The organism is Flavobacterium olei (assembly GCF_039749035.1).
Classification (GTDB): Bacteria; Bacteroidota; Bacteroidia; order Flavobacteriales; family Flavobacteriaceae; genus Flavobacterium; species Flavobacterium olei.
The window spans coordinates 628369-646635 of sequence record NZ_JBDKWC010000003.1; the positions used below are offsets into that span (position 1 = coordinate 628369).

General features: G+C 36.0%; 14 protein-coding genes and 1 tRNA gene. 9 read left to right on the forward strand and 6 right to left on the reverse strand.

Features of this window, described 5'->3' with window-relative positions:
- Positions 1–244: 244 nt before the first annotated feature.
- The 3 genes from ABEB31_RS10450 to ABEB31_RS10460 are packed head-to-tail and all read right to left on the reverse strand — an operon-like array spanning position 245 to position 3513.
- A complete protein-coding gene (locus ABEB31_RS10450) occupies positions 245–1303 on the reverse strand; it encodes a UDP-glucose--hexose-1-phosphate uridylyltransferase (protein WP_347051583.1) in 1059 nt (352 codons plus the stop codon).
- A 17-nt stretch (positions 1304–1320) separates the two neighbouring features.
- Positions 1321–2481 carry a galactokinase gene (gene galK / locus ABEB31_RS10455; RefSeq protein ID WP_347051584.1) on the reverse strand — a complete coding sequence of 387 codons (1161 nt, stop codon included), beginning with the start codon at positions 2479–2481 and terminating at the stop codon, positions 1321–1323.
- 36 nt (positions 2482–2517) lie between these two features.
- Positions 2518–3513: an aldose epimerase family protein gene (locus ABEB31_RS10460; RefSeq protein WP_347051585.1), complete on the reverse strand. Its 996-nt coding sequence runs from the start codon at positions 3511–3513 to the stop codon at positions 2518–2520.
- A 162-nt stretch (positions 3514–3675) separates the two neighbouring features.
- Here ABEB31_RS10460 and ABEB31_RS10465 point away from each other — a divergent pair, with 162 nt between their 5' ends.
- Complete coding sequence (locus tag ABEB31_RS10465; RefSeq protein WP_347051586.1) at positions 3676–4677, forward strand: GntR family transcriptional regulator; 1002 nt, start codon at positions 3676–3678, stop codon at positions 4675–4677.
- Between the two features lie 89 nt (positions 4678–4766).
- On the opposite strand, the gene ABEB31_RS10470 is transcribed toward ABEB31_RS10465, so the two are convergent.
- A complete protein-coding gene (locus tag ABEB31_RS10470; RefSeq protein ID WP_347051587.1) occupies positions 4767–5456 on the reverse strand; it encodes an NUDIX hydrolase in 690 nt (229 codons plus the stop codon).
- Positions 5457–5796: 340 nt separating this feature from the next.
- Here ABEB31_RS10470 and ABEB31_RS10475 point away from each other — a divergent pair, with 340 nt between their 5' ends.
- The 6 genes from ABEB31_RS10475 (at position 5797) to ABEB31_RS10500 (ending at position 13681) form a co-directional block, all read left to right on the forward strand.
- Positions 5797–7344, forward strand: coding sequence for an alpha-N-arabinofuranosidase (locus ABEB31_RS10475; protein ID WP_347051588.1), 1548 nt, complete (start codon positions 5797–5799; stop codon positions 7342–7344).
- 232 nt (positions 7345–7576) lie between these two features.
- Positions 7577–9268 (forward strand): ribulokinase, encoded by a 1692-nt coding sequence (locus tag ABEB31_RS10480; protein WP_347051589.1) that lies wholly within the window; start codon positions 7577–7579, stop codon positions 9266–9268.
- Positions 9252–9953, forward strand: a complete 702-nt coding sequence (locus ABEB31_RS10485) for an L-ribulose-5-phosphate 4-epimerase (protein ID WP_026982501.1) — start codon at positions 9252–9254, stop codon at positions 9951–9953. The genes ABEB31_RS10480 and ABEB31_RS10485 overlap by 17 nt, the downstream gene beginning before the upstream one ends.
- A 153-nt stretch (positions 9954–10106) precedes the next feature.
- Positions 10107–11615: an L-arabinose isomerase gene (araA, locus tag ABEB31_RS10490; RefSeq protein ID WP_347051590.1), complete on the forward strand. Its 1509-nt coding sequence runs from the start codon at positions 10107–10109 to the stop codon at positions 11613–11615.
- Positions 11616–11722: 107 nt separating this feature from the next.
- Positions 11723–12907, forward strand: coding sequence for an aldose epimerase family protein (locus tag ABEB31_RS10495; protein WP_347051591.1), 1185 nt, complete (start codon positions 11723–11725; stop codon positions 12905–12907).
- A gap of 309 nt (positions 12908–13216) precedes the next feature.
- Entirely contained in the window at positions 13217–13681 is a 465-nt protein-coding gene (locus tag ABEB31_RS10500) for an OsmC family protein (protein ID WP_347051592.1), read from the forward strand.
- A 120-nt stretch (positions 13682–13801) separates the two neighbouring features.
- Here the strand turns inward: ABEB31_RS10500 and ABEB31_RS10505 are convergent.
- A tRNA-Leu gene (locus ABEB31_RS10505) sits at positions 13802–13881 on the reverse strand.
- A gap of 288 nt (positions 13882–14169) precedes the next feature.
- Here ABEB31_RS10505 and ABEB31_RS10510 point away from each other — a divergent pair.
- Complete coding sequence (locus tag ABEB31_RS10510) at positions 14170–15111, forward strand: ribose-phosphate pyrophosphokinase (RefSeq protein WP_347051674.1); 942 nt, start codon at positions 14170–14172, stop codon at positions 15109–15111.
- Between the two features lie 114 nt (positions 15112–15225).
- Positions 15226–15837 (forward strand): 50S ribosomal protein L25/general stress protein Ctc, encoded by a 612-nt coding sequence (locus ABEB31_RS10515; protein ID WP_347051593.1) that lies wholly within the window; start codon positions 15226–15228, stop codon positions 15835–15837.
- 209 nt (positions 15838–16046) lie between these two features.
- Here the strand turns inward: ABEB31_RS10515 and ABEB31_RS10520 are convergent.
- A partial coding sequence (locus ABEB31_RS10520) for a tail fiber domain-containing protein (RefSeq protein ID WP_347051594.1) occupies positions 16047–18267 on the reverse strand: 2221 nt, incomplete at its 5' end.

Here is an 18267-nt window from a genome sequence, read left to right on the forward strand (position 1 = left end):
TATTTTAGATAATTATTATAAGAGTAAATTTGTTTATTTGGTTTAAAATTGTTTTTTATGTTGCATCATCTCCTTAAAAATGAAAGATGTGTTTATTTTGTGTTATTTTTTTATCAAAATAAAAGTGGAAGCCAAATGTAAAATAAAAAATTAGAAAACAGTCATCAGCAAATGTGTTTTTTACATTTATAATCTGGATATTGTGTTAAATTTTTAGTTTTCCGACTTTAGACAAATCTCGATTTTAAGCTTTTACCAAAGTTTTATAATGAACATCAGACAACTGTCTTAAAATTTCGGCACTTTTTTCCGGAGTAATATCGCGCTGCGATTCTCCTAACATTTCGTAACCGACCATAAATTTTTTCACCGTTGCCGATCTTAATAATGGCGGGTAAAAATGCATGTGGAAATGCCATTCCGGATGTTGAAATCCATCGGTTGGCGACTGATGAATTCCGGATGAATACGGAAATGAGGTATTAAATAAATTGTCGTATTTAGTCGTTAGCTGTTTTAAAATTGTAGCAAAAGCAGTGCTTTCTTCGGCAGTAAAATTGGTTATTTTATTTACCGCTCTCTTGCTTACAATCATTGTTTCATACGGCCAGATTGCCCAAAATGGAACCAGAGCTACAAAGTGATCGTTTTCAATCACAATTCTTTCTCCGGCTTTTAACTCTGCTTTTACGTAATCTTCCAAAAGCGTTTTCTGGTTTTTATCGTAATAGGATTTTAAGCTGTTTTGTGTTTTTTCGACCTGTGTTGGAAGCGAAGACTGCGCCCAGATTTGTCCATGAGGATGCGGATTGCTGCAACCCATTACGCTGCCTTTATTTTCGAAAATCTGAACGTGATTAATGTATTTTATATTCCCTAAATCAGTGTATTCTTTCTGCCAGGTTTTAATGATATTTTCAATGTCTGCAATTTCCATTTCAGGCAACGTCAGATCGTGTCTTGGCGAAAAACATACCACTCTTGAAATTCCCTGTTCCGGTTTTGCCTTAAAGAAAGTATGTTTAATATCATCTTCAAAAATAATTTCGTCCTGTTTCATGGCGGCAAAATCATTTTCAAAAACAAAACTGTTTTGATAATCAGGGTTATTTACTCCGTTTGCACGAACATTTCCGGGGCACAAATAACAAGTTGGGTCGTATTTAGGAAGCTCTTCTGTAGAAATTACTTCATTTTGTCCTTGCCACGGTCTTTTTGAACGGTGAGGAGAAACCAAAACCCATTCGTTAATTAAAGGGTTGAAACGTCTGTGCGGATCTTCATTAATGTCAAAATTTTTCATTGTAATGTGTTGTGGTATTAAAGTAGTGTTGTTCCGTTTGAGATTTTTACATCATAGAATTTTAATTCAATTCCAAATGTATCTAAATAAAGTTTCGAAAACGTACGTTTAACCTCATTTTCATTTCCTTTTTTGACTAAATTAATGGTGCATCCGCCAAAACCGCCTCCCATAAGTCGGGAACCAATAATATTGTCATCCGCTTTTGCGGTGTCTACCAGCATATCGAGTTCTTCACAGCTTACTTCATATTCCTGAGATAATCCGTAATGTGTTTCGAAAAGCAATTCCCCTAACTGTTCGATATTTCCTTCATCCAAAGCCTGGCAAGCCTTAATGACACGATTTATTTCTTTTACCACAAAGTGAACTCTGTTAAAAACCTTTCCGCTCATTTTGTCTCTGAGACTCAAAACCTGTTCTTCAGAAGCATCTCTGAAACTTTTTATCTCAGGAAAATGATTTTTAATGATCGATAAACCTTCCTCACATTCCAGTCTTCTGGTATTATATTCTGATGTAAAAAGCGAATGTTTCACATTAGAATCAAATAAAATCAGGGAATAATCTTTAAAGTCGGCGTTGTGATATTCAAAGTCCAAGGTGTTGCAGTCCAGTTTTATGACTTTGTTTTCCAGACCATGAACGCTAGAAAACTGATCCATAATACCGCAGTTGATGCCCACCCAGTGTTCTGCTTTTTGGCCTAATAAGGAAATGTCTTTTTTCTCTATTTTTAAATCAAAAAGAGATTTAATTCCGAAAATCATTCCGCATTCTAAAGCTGCAGAAGAAGATAATCCAGAACCAACCGGAATATTACTGCTGAAGACACAATGGAAACCTTCAAAATCAAATCCGTTGTCCTGCAATTGTTTGATTACACCACGAATATAATTGGTCCAGACAACATCGCTTAGTTTTATTTCCTGAGTCAGATCAATTTCGAATTCTTCATTCAAATCAATGGCGATCACTTTTGAGGTTTTCGAATTGCTTTTCGCGAAAGCAAAACAAATAACTTTGTCTATTGCTGCCGGTAAAACATATCCGTCATTATAGTCGATATGTTCGCCAATAATGTTAATTCTTCCCGGCGAAAGAACCGTTTTTTCAGGAGAAGATCCAAACGATTTCTCAAAAAAAGCGGTCGTATTTTGTATTAAAGTAGCATTCATTATAGGGTTAGTGTAATTTTGGTTTTGAGAATATAGTTAATTCAGATTTTCAAATTGGTAGACTGTTTTCTGCTCATAAGTTTCGCCTTTTTTCAAAATTGAATTTGGAAAATCCGGCTGGTTTGGAGCATCGGGAAAATTTTGGGTTTCAAAACAAATTCCGCTTTGGGCGTGGTAAGAAACATTGTCTTTTGCGATTAATTTTCCGAAACAATTTCCGCCTACATATATGTGCACACTTGGCTGATCCGTGTAAACATTCATTTTCAGATTGTTTTTTGTGCTGAACAATTGCGCTACAATTTCTGTTTTGGAATTTACCACAAAAGAATTATCAATTGGAAACGGACAATTTTTTAGGGTTCTAAAATCAAAATCATGATCCGTTAAATCAACAAAATTTCCTGTTGGAATATTATCAGAATCCGTTTCCAGCATTTTATCCGATTCGATAAACATTTGCTGTTCGAGAACATTAGAATCGTGTCCGTTGAGGTTGAAATAACTGTGATGTGTTAAATTAATAACAGTATCTTCGGTTGAAGTGGCTTTGTATTCCAATTTTAATTCATTTTGTTCTGTTAAGGTATAAGTTAAATGAACTGTCATTTCGCCGGGAAAATGTTCGTCTGAATCTTCACTAAAAAGACTAAAGGTTACTGATGGATTTTCGCCCGAAGTTGTATTTGTGATACTCCAGACTTTTCTGCCAAATCCCATCGGACCGCCGTGGAGCGTATTTCCGTTGTTATTTCCGTCAAGCTGAAATGTTTTTCCATTTAAGGTAAAAGTTCCATTATGGATGCGTCCTGCATAACGTCCCACAGTAGTTCCGAAATAGGGAGCACTTGGCAAATTATACGATTCTAAATATGAATCCAGATTATCAAAACCTAAAACAACATCGACTAAATCGCCATTATATAAAGGAACTTTAATTGAGGTAACAGTAGCGCCATAATTAATAAGCTGCACTTTCATTCCTTTTTTATTAACTATTTCCAATGAAAATATTTCTTGCTTATCTGGCATTATGCCAAATAATTTGCAATTATCAAGGTCGTTTAAATGCGATATATGTTTTATTTCCATATTATTTTTAACAAAAATGAAATTCAAAAATAGAAACATTTCTTATTTTTGCATACCAGTACCTACCAGTTTTTAATCTTAATAGTCAAAATGACTTTATTTATGAGCATTATTTCCATTCAAAATAATATTGGTCTTCCAAAATATAAGCAGATAATTCTTTCAATAGAAAAGGCAATTGAAGAAGGAAAATTGCAGAAAGGCGACCGTCTTCCTTCGGTAAATAAAGTCTGTCTGGCGTTTTCATTATCGCGCGATACCGTACTTTTGGCGTATGAGGAATTGAAGAAAAGAGGGATTATTTATGCAATTCCAGGAAAGGGATATTATGTTAAAAGTGTTGAAATTGCTATTACTCAGAAGATTTTTTTACTTTTTGATGAGTTAAATATTTTTAAAGAAGATATTTATAATTCGTTTTTGAAAAATATTGGGAAAAATATTCAGGTCGATATTTTCTTCCATCATTTTAATGTTCCCGTTTTTAAAAAACTCATTAATGACAGTAACGGAAATTATACTAAATATATAATTATGCCGACAAACTTAAACGATATCGTTGATTCTATAAAAACCCTACCAGTAAACGATGTAATTATTTTGGACCAGACTAATTCTGAATTGAAAATGTTTCCAGCAGTGTATCAAAATCATAAAAAAGACATTTACGAAGGTTTGCTCAAAGGGAAATCCCGATTGTCCAAATATAAGAAGCTGATTTTGATTTTTTCTGAATATCGGGAACCTCCGGGAATGAAACTGGGATTTGAATCTTTTTGCAGAGAATACCATTTTGAGTTTGAAATTATTCCAGAATTTACAGAAAGATCCATAACTCCGGGAGATTTATATATTATTCCGACTGATCGTGATTTACTTTTGGTAATAGAAAACGGAATGCACCAGAATTTAAGACTAGGCGAGGATTTCGGAATTATATCGTACAATGAAACGGCGCTTAAAAAAATTGCAGCAAACGGCATTACCACCATTTCTACCAATTTTGAACTTATGGGAAAAATTTTGGCAGACATGGTTTTAAAAGGCACAAAAAAAGAGCAGATAGAAAATAAATCTGCTCTTATAGTAAGGAATTCTTTGTAATTTTTTCCCGCAGATTTAGAGATCTGGCAGATTTAATAGCAAAAAAAACTCCTTTATCTGCTAAATCTGCGAGAGAAAAAATAAATATTTTATAAATTCAATACAAAATTATTTAACAATTTCTCTTCGTATTTTTCTTTGTTAAAAGTGTATAAATAGGAGCCTTTTCGCGAAGACTGCATATCTTTTTCTTCTAATTTATTTAATATTTCGAGCGAATTAATTTTGCTTATAAAATTTCGTTTATCCAGTTCTTTGCTTAAAATGGCTTCATATAATTCCAATAACTGTCGCATGGTAAATTTTTCCGGAAGCAGTTCAAAGCCAATTGGCTTAATTGAAGTTTTATACTGAAGTCTTTTAATGGCGTTTCTAACCATTTCGTTATGATCAAAAATTAAATTTGGCGCATCATTTATCGGGAACCATTCTGCATGATAATTCTGGATTAGCTCTGCATTATGGTTTTCAATATTAATTAAAGCAAAATAAGAAACAGAAATTGTTCGTTCTACAGGATCACGATCGATTTCGCTGTAAGCATACAATTGCTCCATATAGATATCGTTTAGTCCGGTATAAGTATTTAAGATTCTTGCTGCCGCTGTGTCGAGAACTTCGTCACGTTTCAGAAAGCCTCCAATAAGAGACCACTTTCCTTTTTCAGGTTCAAAATCCCTCTGAATTAAAAGTATTTTTAAACCTTCATTATCGAATCCGAAAATAATGCAGTCAACCGCCAGTAACACTTTATCGGCAGAGCTATAACTATTTAGCATATATTATTAATTTGGTTGGTAAATATATAAACTTCTCAAATCGTATCATAATTATTAATGTAATATTTACACTTAACAAGTATTCGTTGCGAATTCAGAAATTTTATTGTTTAGTATTAAGGTGCGGATAAATTGTTTTCGGGCTTTAAAATTGGTCAAATTTAAGGGAAAGTTTTCTATTTAAACAAAATTTCTAAATAATGGTTTCTAATTATTTTAAAGGTATTCTTAAGAAATATATTTTTAATTATAGTTAAAATGACTATTAGTTAATTTTTTAACTACTTTTACAAATGTCTAAACCACACTTAAACCTATTTATTAACGAACTATAATCCCTATGAAAAAACCACTTTTCTTAGCCTTGATTTTAGCAGTTTCCTGTCAGATTGGATTCTCTCAAAATCAAACTACAACAATTTCCATTAAAACAAACAACGAAGCACCAACTATTAGTAAACACATTTACGGGCATTTTGCAGAACATTTGGGACACTGCATTTATGGCGGCTTTTTTGTGGGTGACACTTCCAAAATTCCGAATACTAAGGGCGTTCGTAATGATATTATTAAAGCTCTTAAAGATTTAAAAATTCCTAATCTGAGATGGCCCGGCGGATGTTTTGCCGACACGTATCACTGGAAAGACGGAGTGGGGCCACAGCAACAGCGTCCGACAATTGTAAATCAGTGGTGGGGCGGCGTTACCGAAGACAATAGTTTTGGAACACATGATTTCCTGAATATGTGTGAGCTTTTGGGTGCCGAACCGTATTTGTCAGGAAATGTCGGCAGCGGAACTGTTCAGGAACTGGCGGACTGGGTACAGTACACCAATTTTGGAGGTAAAAGTCCGATGAGCGACATGCGTAAAAAAAACGGAAGAACCGAACCATGGAAAGTGAAATATTGGGGAATAGGAAATGAAGCATGGGGTTGCGGAGGAAATATGACAGCCGATTATTATGCTAATGAATACCGCAAATTTGCCACTTTTATGTCCGATTGGAATAATACCGGCGGTATTACAAGAATTGCCTCTGGGGCAAATAGTTCAGATTATAACTGGACAGAAACATTGATGAAAAACATTCCGCTAAATATGCTGGGTGGTGTTGGTGTGCATCATTATGCTGTAATAGACTGGAATAAAAAAGGATCTGATGTTGCTTTTACAGAAAAAGAATATTTCCTTACGATGCAGTCTGCTTTAAAAATGGAAGAATTGGTTACCAAACATGCTGCAATTATGGATAAATATGATCCGGAGAAAAAAGTTGCCATGATCGTAGACGAATGGGGAGGCTGGTACGATGTTCAGCAAGGAACAAATCCCGGCTTTTTATATCAGCAAAATACCATGCGTGACGCAGTTTTGGCCGGATCAACTTTGAATATTTTTAATAATCATGCGGATCGTGTTAAGATGGCAAATCTGGCGCAATGTGTAAATGTACTTCAGGCTGTAATTTTGACCGATAAAGCCAAAATGATTACGACGCCAACCTATCATGTCATGAAAATGTACAGCGTGCATCAGGAAGCCAAATTAATTCCACTCGATTTTAAATCACCGTCTTATACTTTTAACGGGCAGACCATTCCGGCTGTATCGGCTTCAGCTTCAAAAGACCAAAGCGGATTAATTCATATTTCTATCGTTAATGTTGACGCAGTAAATAAAAATAAAATCGAAATTGATGTTGCAGCGTTGGGAGCAAAAAACTATACCGGAAGTATTATTACTGCGGCAAAATTGCAGGATTATAATTCTTTCGAAAATCCGAATAAAATTGTTCCGGTTGCTTTTAAGGGTTTTGAAAATAAAAAAGGAAAACTCGAAATTACAATTCCGCCATTCTCTGTTTTAGTTTTAGAAGGAAAATAATCGAATTTAATTCTAAAAAACAGAACTAGAAAATCAGGTTTTATTTATAGGATGAAATAATCGCAAACTAATAATTGTATTGATAACATTTATTTTTTGATTGAAAGCTAAAATGCTGTTTTAATGCATTATTAGTAAAAATGAATTATGCAATTTCAATTAAGTGTTTTTTGTACACTTATAAAATTATAATTTTTATATTTGTCAAATAATTAACCAATTAAATTTAGAAATGAAAAATTACGTAATAGGATTGGACTACGGAACAGATTCTGTTCGCGCGGTGCTTATTGACGCTGAAAATGGACAGGAGCTGGCATCGAATGTTTCTCATTACAAAAGATGGAAAAACAAACAATATTGTGATGCCTCTATAAACCAGTTTCGTCAGCATCCTTTGGATCATATTGAAGGACTGGAAATTACAATTCAAAATGTTGTACAAGAAAGTAAAGTTGATCCTTCTTTGATAAAAGGAATCTGTATCGATACAACAGGATCTTCTCCCGTTCCTGTTACCAAAGACGGAACGCCATTGGCATTGACAAAAGGTTTTGAAGAAAACCCAAATGCCATGATGGTTTTATGGAAAGATCATACCGCAATAAATGAAGCAAACGAAATCAACGAACTGGCAGTAAGCTGGAGCGGGGAAGACGTTACAAAATATGTAGGCGGAATTTATTCTTCGGAATGGTTTTGGGCAAAAATCCTGCACATTGCAAGACAAGATGAAGCCGTTAGAAATGCAGCTCACACCTGGATGGAGCACTGCGATTTAATGACGTATTTATTAATCGATGATAAAGATTTAAAAACTTTTAAAAGAAGCCGTTGCGCCGCAGGACACAAAGCAATGTGGCACGCAGACTGGAACGGATTGCCACCAGTTGAATTCTTAGAAAAATTACATCCATATTTAGCGCAGCTTCGTGGTAATTTATATGATGAGACTTATACCTCAGATTTATCAGCAGGAAAATTAAGCAAAGAATGGGCAGATCGTTTAGGACTTTCTACCGACACTGTAATTGCTGTTGGAACTTTTGACGCGCATTCTGGAGCTGTTGGAGCCAAAATCGAAGAGAATACTTTGGTTCGTGTTATGGGAACTTCAACTTGTGATATACTGGTTGGTTCTTATGATGAAGTGGGAACAAAAACCGTTCGCGGTATCTGCGGACAAGTTGATGGTTCTGTAATTCCGGGCTTCATCGGTTTAGAAGCCGGACAATCTGCTTTTGGTGATTTATTGGCTTGGTACAAAGAATTATTGATGTGGCCGACAGAACATTTATTAGGTGCTTCATCTCTTTTAAATGATACTCAAAAAGAACAATTAAGAGAAGAATTCAGCGATAAATTAATTGTTGAATTGACAAAAGAAGCAGAGAAAATTCCAGTTTCTGAAAGTCTTCCAATTGCTTTGGACTGGATCAACGGACGCAGGACTCCTGATGCCAATCAGGAAGTAAAAAGCGCGATTTCAAACCTTTCTTTAGGAACAAAAGCGCCTCATATTTTTAAAGCTTTAGTAAACGCAATTTGTTTTGGAGCAAAGAAAATCGTAGACCGTTTTGAAGAAGAAGGTGTAAAAATCGACAGCGTAATCGGAATTGGAGGCGTTGCTCGTAAATCTCCTTTTATCATGCAGACTTTGGCTAATGTATTGAATAAGCCAATTAAAATTGCTGCTTCAGACCAGACTCCAGCTTTAGGTGCAGCAATTTACGCAGCTGTTGCAGCCGGAATTTATCCAAACGTAATTGAAGCAAGCCAAAAAATCGGAAGTGATTTTGACGGAGAATATTTTCCTCAAACAGATAAAGTAGAAGCTTATCATAAACTGCTTTTAGCGTATGAACAATTAAGCGCTTTCGCAGATCCAACAATTAAAATTTCTCAAAATGAGTTCTCTTTATAAAGATTTAAAACAGGAATGTTACGAGGCAAATATGCAGTTGAATGCATTGAATCTCGTGGTATATACTTTCGGAAACGTAAGCGCTGTGGATAGAAAAAATGGTGTTTTTGCCATTAAACCAAGCGGTGTTCCGTACGAAGATTTAAAGCCCGAAGATATCGTAATTGTCGATTTTGATAATAATGTTATCGAAGGAACAATGCGTCCGTCTTCAGATACTAAAACGCATGCTTATTTGTATAAAAACTGGCCAAACATTGGAGGCGTTGCGCATACACACGCAACTTATTCTGTGGCTTGGGCACAATCACAGCAGGATATTCCGATTTTCGGAACAACGCATGCAGACCATTTAACAGCTGATATTCCGTGCGCGCCGCCAATGGCAGATTCTTTAATTGAAGGAAACTACGAGCACAATACCGGAATCCAGATTTTGGATTGTTTCAAAGAAAAAAATCTTTCATACGAAGAAGTAGAAATGATTTTAATTGGAAATCACGGTCCGTTTGCCTGGGGAAAAAATGCTGCAAAAGCGGTTTACAACAGTAAAGTTCTGGAAGTGGTGGCAGAAATGGCCTACCTGACTTTACAAATAAACCCAAACGCACCAAGATTAAAAGATTCATTAATAAAAAAACATTACAACCGTAAACACGGAAAAGATTCTTATTACGGACAGTAGAGTTTTTGTTTCAGGTTTCAAGTTTTTTTTGTTTCAAGTTGTTGGAACGTGAAACCTGAAACAAACAAAAACAAAAATAATAACATAACAATTCAAGCTTTTCAGATTCCAGCAACTTGAAACCTGAAACTTGAAACAAAATAAACAATAAAAATGATAGACATTTCTCAGAAAGAAGTATGGTTTGTAGTAGGAAGCCAGGAATTATACGGTGAAGAAACACTAAGAAAAGTAGCAGAACATTCACAGATTATCGCAAAAGGATTAGACGCTTCGTCTTCAATACCAGTAAAAGTGGTTTATAAAGATGTGGTAAAATCGCCTTCGCAGATTTTAGATGTTTGTTTAGCAGCGAATTCGGAGAAAAACTGTATCGGAATTATTGCCTGGATGCACACTTTTTCACCAGCAAAAATGTGGATTGGCGGATTGAATATCCTTAAAAAACCATTATGTCATTTACATACACAATACAATGCTGAAATTCCGTGGGGAAGCATCGACATGGATTTCATGAACTTGAACCAATCCGCTCACGGAGATCGTGAATTCGGTTTCATCATGTCTCGTTTACGCAAAAAACGTAAAGTTGTGGTTGGACACTGGGAAGATCAGAGAGTTCAAAAACAACTAGGAATCTGGTCTAGAGTCGTTTTAGGTTGGGATGAATTGCAAAACCTAAAAGTAGCTCGTATTGGAGATAATATGCGTGAAGTTGCCGTTACGGAAGGTGATAAAGTGGAGGCTCAGATTCGTTTCGGAATGTCGGTAAACGGATATGATTCTTCAGATGTTACTAAACATATTGAGAAAGTAACAGACAAAGAATTGAATGATTTATTAGCCGTTTATGAGCAATCATACAATTTAACTGATTCTTTAAAAGAAGGCGGCGCACAAAGAAGTTCATTAGTAGAAGCAGCAAAAATCGAATTAGGTTTAAGAGCTTTCCTTGAAGAAGGAGGATTCGGCGCTTTTACCGATACATTTGAAAATCTTGGCGTTTGGAAACAATTACCAGGAATCGCAACACAAAGATTAATGGCCGATGGTTATGGTTTTGGCGGTGAAGGAGACTGGAAAACTGCTGCAATGGTAAGAGCTTTAAAAGTAATGTGTATTGGTTTAGAAGGCGGAACTTCTTTCATGGAAGATTATACGTATCATTTTACACCACAAAAATCATATGTTTTAGGATCTCACATGTTAGAAATTTGTCCGTCAATTGCAGACGGAAAACCTTCTTGCGAAGTACATCCATTAGGAATTGGAGGAAAAGAAGATCCGGCTCGTTTGGTATTTAATTCACCTGCAGGTGACGCAATCAATGTTTCTTTGGTAGATATGGGAACTCGTTTCCGTTTGATTGTGAACGAAGTTACGGCGATTAAGCCAATGGCAGAGTTGCCAAAATTACCAGTAGCACGTGTACTTTGGGATTGTAAACCAAATTTAGAAGTTGCAGCAACAGCCTGGATTTTAGCTGGAGGAGCTCATCATACCGTTTACAGCCAGTCAATCACAACAGAATATATGGAAGATTTCGCAGATATCGCAGGAATCGAATTATTAGTAATTGATGAAAGAACAACGGTAAGAGACTTTAAAGATAAAATCAATGCCAATGAAGCTTATTTTCATTTGTTTCAACACGGACTATAATTAGTCAAAAGTCTAATGTCATAAAGTCGGAAAGTTTTAGTTACTTTGAGGAAAAGGCTTTAAGACTTTCGACTTTAAGACTTTACTAACTTAAAAAACTATCATTTATGAATGCATTAAAACGTTGTGTTTTCGGTCTAAGCCTTTTAAGTCTGGCTGCAGTTTCAGTTCAATGTAAAGACGATAAAAAAGCTGATACAGAAAAAGTTGCAACTGATGAAAAAGCATTGGTTACAATCGATAAATCAGAATACGGAATTACTGCCAAAGGCGAAAAAGTAGAGAGTTATAAACTGAAAAACCAAAATGGGATGGAAGTGGACATTATCACCTTTGGAGGCCGAATTACAAATTTAAAAGTGCCAAATAAAAAAGGTGTGTCAGAAAATGTAGTAATTGGTTTTAATTCTTTGGCTCAATACGAAAAAGAGAATCCGTTTTTTGGCGCTTTGATCGGAAGATACGGAAATAGAATTGCGAAAGGAAAATTTTCGCTTGACGGAAAAGAATATCAATTAGCGATCAACAATCCTCCAAATGCTTTACACGGAGGTCCGCAAGGTTATTTTAACGTGGTTTGGAAAGCAGATGAGGTAAAATCCGGTGATACAGCTACTTTAAAATTGTCTTATTTAAGTAAAGATATGGAAGAAGGTTATCCAGGAAATCTTCAGGTTTTTGTAACCTATACTTTGACAAATGACAATCAGTTAGAAGTTTTGTATGAAGCAACAACAGACAAGAAAACGGTTGTGAATTTGACGCAGCATTCTTACTTCAATTTATCAGGAGATTTTACCAAAACAATCTTAGATCACGAATTGACTTTAAATGCAGATAAATTGGTTCCGGTTGATGCGACTTTAATTCCGACAGGAAAATTAGAAGATGTTGCGAATACGCCTTTCGATTTTAGAAAACCAAAATTAATCGGAAAAGACATTGCAGTTAAAAACGAACAATTAGAAAGAGGAAAAGGTTACGATCACTGCTGGGTTTTGAACAATCCTGAAAAAGGGAAGACAATCATTGCAAAAGTGTACCACGCAGCCAGCGGAAGAGTTATGGAAATGACGACAGACGAACCTGGAATTCAGTTCTATTCTGGAAATTTCCTTGACGGAACTTTGCCAATGCCAAAAGGCGGAACATACGCACACAGAACCGGACTTTGTTTAGAAACAGAGCATTATCCGGATTCTCCCAATCAGAAAAACTTCCCGACAACGGTTTTAAACCCGGGAGAAAACTATAAAACGAAAACTACTTTTAAGTTTTCTGTTCAAAAATAATTCTTTTAGAACTTATTTAGTTAGTTCTAATTCTCTGAGAAACCTCGAAAGTGTAATGCTTTCGAGGTTTTTTTATGAAGTGAAATTGCCCGCAAAGTCGCAAAGTTTTTGTTCACGCAGATTTTAAAAAGATTTAGGCAGATGCTCGCGATTATTTAAAAATCAAATAAATCTGCTACAATCTGCAGAATCTGCGTGAAATAAATTTTTTTTTTAATCTTGTAAATTGTGTTCTCAAAACAAAACTTTGCGACTCTGCGACTTTGCGAGATTAATTCATTTAAGCTTAGAAAATCTTAACTTAGCGAAATGAAACATCTATTCAAAACACAGCTAAATTGGGCTTCTAGGAAAAATGAAACGGAATCAACAAAAAGATCCTATAGCAAAACCCATAAAATCAAAATTGAAGGAAAACCAGTTTTGGATATATCCGCAGCAAAAGCTTTCAAAGGCGATCCTGAATTATACAATCCAGAAGATTTGTTGTTGAGCAGTTTGGTTTCCTGCCACATGATGTCCTATTTGTATGTCTGCAGTCAAAACGGAATTGAAGTTTTAGAATATTCAGATAACGCTGAAGGAATTTTAGAAGTAAATCCAGACGGAAGCGGTCGTTTTACAGAAGTTCGATTAAATCCTAAAGTTATAATTACGGATTCAGCTAAAATTGAGCTGGCTGTGGAACTTCATACAAAAGCAAATCAATTATGTTTTATTGCTAATTCGTGCAATTTTCCTGTTTTGCATAATGCGAGCTGTGAGGTTATTTAACCATATAAGTGAGATAAGTTCATTTAGAAACTTTGTCAAACTCCATTTTAAAATTACTTATATAGCTTATATGGTTTAAAATAAAACAAAAAAACCTCTTCCGTTAAGAAGAGGTTTTTGTACCCGGAGCCGGAGTCGAACCGGCACGGTTTCCCACAGGTGTTTGAGACCAGCGCGTCTACCAATTCCGCCATCCGGGCTTAGCAGACGAAAAATAAAAGATAAATCTGTTATTTTAACGCAATAGAATGATTCATTTCTGTGCTCATTCCTTTAACACGGTGCAAATGTAAAAAATAAAATTAAAAGTTCTACTAAAAAATCTCAATTTTTTGCTGTCAGTGTTCGATTAATTTTATAAATTTGCACCTCGTTAAAACGAAGCACACACAACTAACTACATCCGAGGTAATTATGCGTATTTTGCTTTATTCAAAAGATAAAGAAAAATGGTGCAGCGTACAACGGAGCAAAAACAACACATTACAATGTCGCACCTAGAACCAGAAGCTAAAATTTTTGCTTGTTCACAAAGTGTTTATCTTGCAGAAAAAATTGCTGCACAATACGGTATTCCGTTAGGAAAAGTAACGATGTCAACGTATAGCGATGGAGAATTTCAGCCATCATACGAAGAGTCAATAAGAGGTTTACGAGTATTTATTGTATGTTCTACTTTTCCAAGTGCAGATAATCTGATGGAATTGTTGTTAATGATTGATGCTGCAAAACGTGCATCGGCAAGACATATTACAGCTGTAATGCCTTATTTTGGTTGGGCAAGACAGGATAGAAAAGACAAACCGAGAGTTCCGATCGGAGCGAAGTTAGTAGCAAATCTATTAACAGCTGCCGGAGCAACCAGAATCATGACAATGGATTTGCACGCAGATCAAATTCAGGGATTCTTTGAAAAACCGGTAGATCATTTATTTGCATCTACTATCTTTTTACCATATGTAGAAAGTTTAAAATTAGAAAATCTGACAATTGCATCTCCGGATATGGGAGGTTCAAAAAGAGCATATGCTTACTCTAAGTTTTTAGAATCAGATGTAGTAATCTGTTACAAACAAAGAAAAGCAGCCAACATTATCGACACGATGGAGCTAATTGGTGAAGTTAAAGGACGTAATGTAATATTAGTAGACGACATGATCGATACGGGAGGAACTTTAGCTAAAGCTGCAGACCTTATGATCGAAAAAGGAGCATTGAGTGTGAGAGCAATTTGTACACATGCTATTTTATCTGGTGGCGCCTATGAAAAAATTGAAAATTCGAAATTAACAGAATTGATCGTAACCGATTCTATTCCGTTGAAGAAAGAATCCAATAAAATAAAAGTGGTAAGCTGTGCACCTCTGTTTGCTGAGGTTATGCAGATGGTTCACCACAACAATTCCATCAGTGGAAAATTTATAATGTAAGGAGCAATACGCTTTAAGCTATAAGCTTAATACTTACTGAAAAAAAAGCCTAAGCCTATGGCGTAAAGCTTAAAGCAAAATTGAATATTTATTAATAACTATATTTTTTTTACAATGAAGTCGATTACAATTAAAGGATCAGAAAGAGAAAGCGTGGGCAAAGTGTCAACTAAAGCCTTACGTAATGCTGGACAGGTACCTTGCGTTTTATACGGAGGAAACCAGGCAGTACATTTTTCAGCGGATGTTGCAGCATTCAAAAACTTGGTTTACACTCCAAACGCTCACACAGTTGTGATCGAACTTGGAAAAGGAAAATCATTCAACGCAATTTTACAGGATATTCAGGTTCACCCTGTATCTGACAAGATTTTACACATTGATTTCTTCCAATTATTTGATGATAAAGAAATCACTATGGAAGTTCCTGTAAAAGTTGTAGGTACATCTAAAGGTGTTCTTGCGGGTGGTGTTTTACGTCTAAACACTCGTAAATTAAAAGTTAAAGCTTTACCGGCAAATCTTCCTGATTTTGTTGAGGCTGATATTACTCCACTTGAAATGGGTAACAAATTATATGTTACTAAAGTTGGTAAGCCGGAATACAAAATTATGCACCCAGAGAACACAGTTGTTGCTCAGGTAAGAATTTCTCGTGCTGCTATGAAAGCTGCTCAGGAAGCTGCAAAAGCTGCAAAAGCTCCTGCAAAAGGAAAGAAAAAATAATTTTTTTCAACTCCAATACATAAAGCATCAATCGAAAGGTTGGTGCTTTTTTTTTGCTTCAATCTTTGGTGAAGAGTGTTGCTTGTAATTTGAAATAATAATCACATCCCGGATACGGTTGTACAGTTTTACTGAATTTATATAATACAAAAGCCTAACTGTTTATAACAATTAGGCTTTGCTTTTAACTATTTTGTAAATTAAATAAACTATTTATTTTCTATTAATTTTTGAACAAGTTCTTTTAATTGATCAATGCTTTTTTGCTGTTGCTCCACCTGATTTTGAAGGTTTTCGATTACAGATTGTTGTTCCTGAACTGCTTTTACAAGAGGAACTACAAATTCTGAATATCTTAAACTGTAGAAATCTTCATTATTCTGGGGTTTAACAATTCCATTAAATTTATAATTGATCTGATCTGCGGCAGCTTCAACTTCCTGCGCTATAAATCCCGATTGTAAATCGGTTGGTCCGGATTTCATAAAATAGGTTACTGGACGTAATTTGGTAATGAAATTTAAACCAAAAGGACTAGTGGAAATGTCTTTTTTCAAACGTACATCTGACACAATAGACCAACCAACTGCGCCACCAATATCTTTTATACTACTATTTCCTATCTGTACACTATTTGAACCTCTACCAACAGCATTAAATCCTATCACAATCTGATTAGTTTGATTATCAGCCATTGGTCTGGATTGAGATCCTATGAAAACAGATTGAGATGATGAAGTATTTCCGCCGGATGATGTTGGACCATAATTTTTTCCACTTTCAAAACCTAATGCAGTATTATCAAGTGCTACTGTTTTTGAGATGTTCAAAAGGGAACTCGAACCAACGGCTGTATTATTCTGTGCGCCTTGCACGCTATTATATAATGCCTGATAACCAATTGCAGAGTTGTTGTTTCCAGTTTGATGATAATAAAGTGCTCCACCTCCGAGCGCAGTGTTGTAACTTCCATTATTACTATATAGAGCAGATGCGCCCAGAGCAACATTATAATTACCAGTTGAATTTAGTGCAAGAGTATTACATCCAACGGCAGTATTTGCATTGTCTGAACCACTCTTTCCTACATTGTTCATTAGCGACTGAAAGCCAATTGCAGTATTATAGCTGGAAAAATCGTTTTTACTAAGTGCCAAAATCCCTAATGCTACATTTCTTGTTCCTGTTGTATTTGTCTGTAAAGCCTGAGAACCTACAGCTGTATTTGAGCCTGACGTATTTGCTGTTAAAGCCATATATCCAACAGCTGTATTGTCGTTAAAGTTGTTTTTGGAAAGTGCTCCCATACCTACAGCAGTAACTCCACTATTTGTGTTTTCGGATAACGCTTGATGACCTACTGCCACATTGTTATTACCTCCCTGTCCGGAATTATAACCAAGAGCAACGCTGTTTGCACCTCCATTGCTACCTGCATTGTACCCTACATTGACGCTGTTTCCTGCTGTTGTGTTTCCTGCAACTGCGCCCAAATTCACACTATTTAATGCTTCACTAGCGCCAACACCAAACACCGTATTTGTAAGATTTAATAGCCCACTAAAGGTATTATTTCTTTTAAAAACTAAATCATTATTGTCTTTTGTTCCGACAAAATGTGTGCTTCGATTGGTTCCAACATTACCTTTGGTTAGCCATGGGTTAGCATCCCACTTAAGTATACCATTTTCGTCTGTGGCTAAGAAAGTATTGTTGTCTCCTTTAATTAAATTTACCTTAGCATCTACAAGTGTTGCACCTTTACCGGTAACCTGAAGTATATCTGAGGTGTTATTTGTTGTAATGTCTTTTTGTATTATAGAAATTGTCAGGTCACTGTCTATTACTTTTCCTGAGCCGGAAACGGTTATTGGACTAGTGCCTTTTAAATCTGCTTTAGTAACAGTAGCGTTTGAGCCAGCTGGTCCAGTTGGGCCGACAGGTCCTTGAGGTCCAGTTAAACCAGTTTGCCCAGCAGGTCCTTGAGGTCCGACAGGTCCAGTTAAGCCTGTTTGTCCAATAGGTCCTTGAGATCCGACAGGTCCAGCTGGTCCAGTTTGGCCGACAGGTCCTGCTACACCCGTTTGTCCAACAGGTCCTTGAGGTCCGGCAGGTCCGGTTGCTCCAGTTTGTCCAACAGGTCCTTGAGATCCGGCAGGTCCGGTTGCTCCAGTTTTTCCAATGGCCCCTTGAGGTCCGGCCGGTCCAGTTAAACCTGTTTCTCCAATTGGTCCTTGAGGTCCTGCAGGCCCAGCAACACCATTTTCTCCTTTTGCTTTACCGGCATCCGATATAGTTCCGTCTTCATAAGTGATAATAAGATTTCCGGTAGCGGGATCCACAACAGCAGAAGTAATTCCCTTTCCGTCATCACCTTTATCGCCCTTGTCTCCTTTTGCTTTACCGGCATCCGATATAGTTCCGTCTTCA

Bases quoted from the DNA above. Each gene is read 5' to 3' on its own strand.
- ABEB31_RS10450 (WP_347051583.1), bottom strand. From the start codon at position 1,303: ATGAAAAATTTTGACATTAATGAAGATCCGCACAGACGTTTCAACCCT.
- galK (WP_347051584.1), bottom strand. From the start codon at position 2,481: ATGAATGCTACTTTAATACAAAATACGACCGCTTTTTTTGAGAAATCG.
- ABEB31_RS10460 (WP_347051585.1), bottom strand. From the start codon at position 3,513: ATGCCAGATAAGCAAGAAATATTTTCATTGGAAATAGTTAATAAAAAA.
- ABEB31_RS10465 (WP_347051586.1), top strand. From the start codon at position 3,676: ATGAGCATTATTTCCATTCAAAATAATATTGGTCTTCCAAAATATAAG.
- ABEB31_RS10470 (WP_347051587.1), bottom strand. From the start codon at position 5,456: ATGCTAAATAGTTATAGCTCTGCCGATAAAGTGTTACTGGCGGTTGAC.
- ABEB31_RS10475 (WP_347051588.1), top strand. From the start codon at position 5,797: ATGAAAAAACCACTTTTCTTAGCCTTGATTTTAGCAGTTTCCTGTCAG.
- ABEB31_RS10480 (WP_347051589.1), top strand. From the start codon at position 7,577: ATGAAAAATTACGTAATAGGATTGGACTACGGAACAGATTCTGTTCGC.
- ABEB31_RS10485 (WP_026982501.1), top strand. From the start codon at position 9,252: ATGAGTTCTCTTTATAAAGATTTAAAACAGGAATGTTACGAGGCAAAT.
- araA (WP_347051590.1), top strand. From the start codon at position 10,107: ATGATAGACATTTCTCAGAAAGAAGTATGGTTTGTAGTAGGAAGCCAG.
- ABEB31_RS10495 (WP_347051591.1), top strand. From the start codon at position 11,723: ATGAATGCATTAAAACGTTGTGTTTTCGGTCTAAGCCTTTTAAGTCTG.
- ABEB31_RS10500 (WP_347051592.1), top strand. From the start codon at position 13,217: ATGAAACATCTATTCAAAACACAGCTAAATTGGGCTTCTAGGAAAAAT.
- ABEB31_RS10510 (WP_347051674.1), top strand. From the start codon at position 14,170: ATGTCGCACCTAGAACCAGAAGCTAAAATTTTTGCTTGTTCACAAAGT.
- ABEB31_RS10515 (WP_347051593.1), top strand. From the start codon at position 15,226: ATGAAGTCGATTACAATTAAAGGATCAGAAAGAGAAAGCGTGGGCAAA.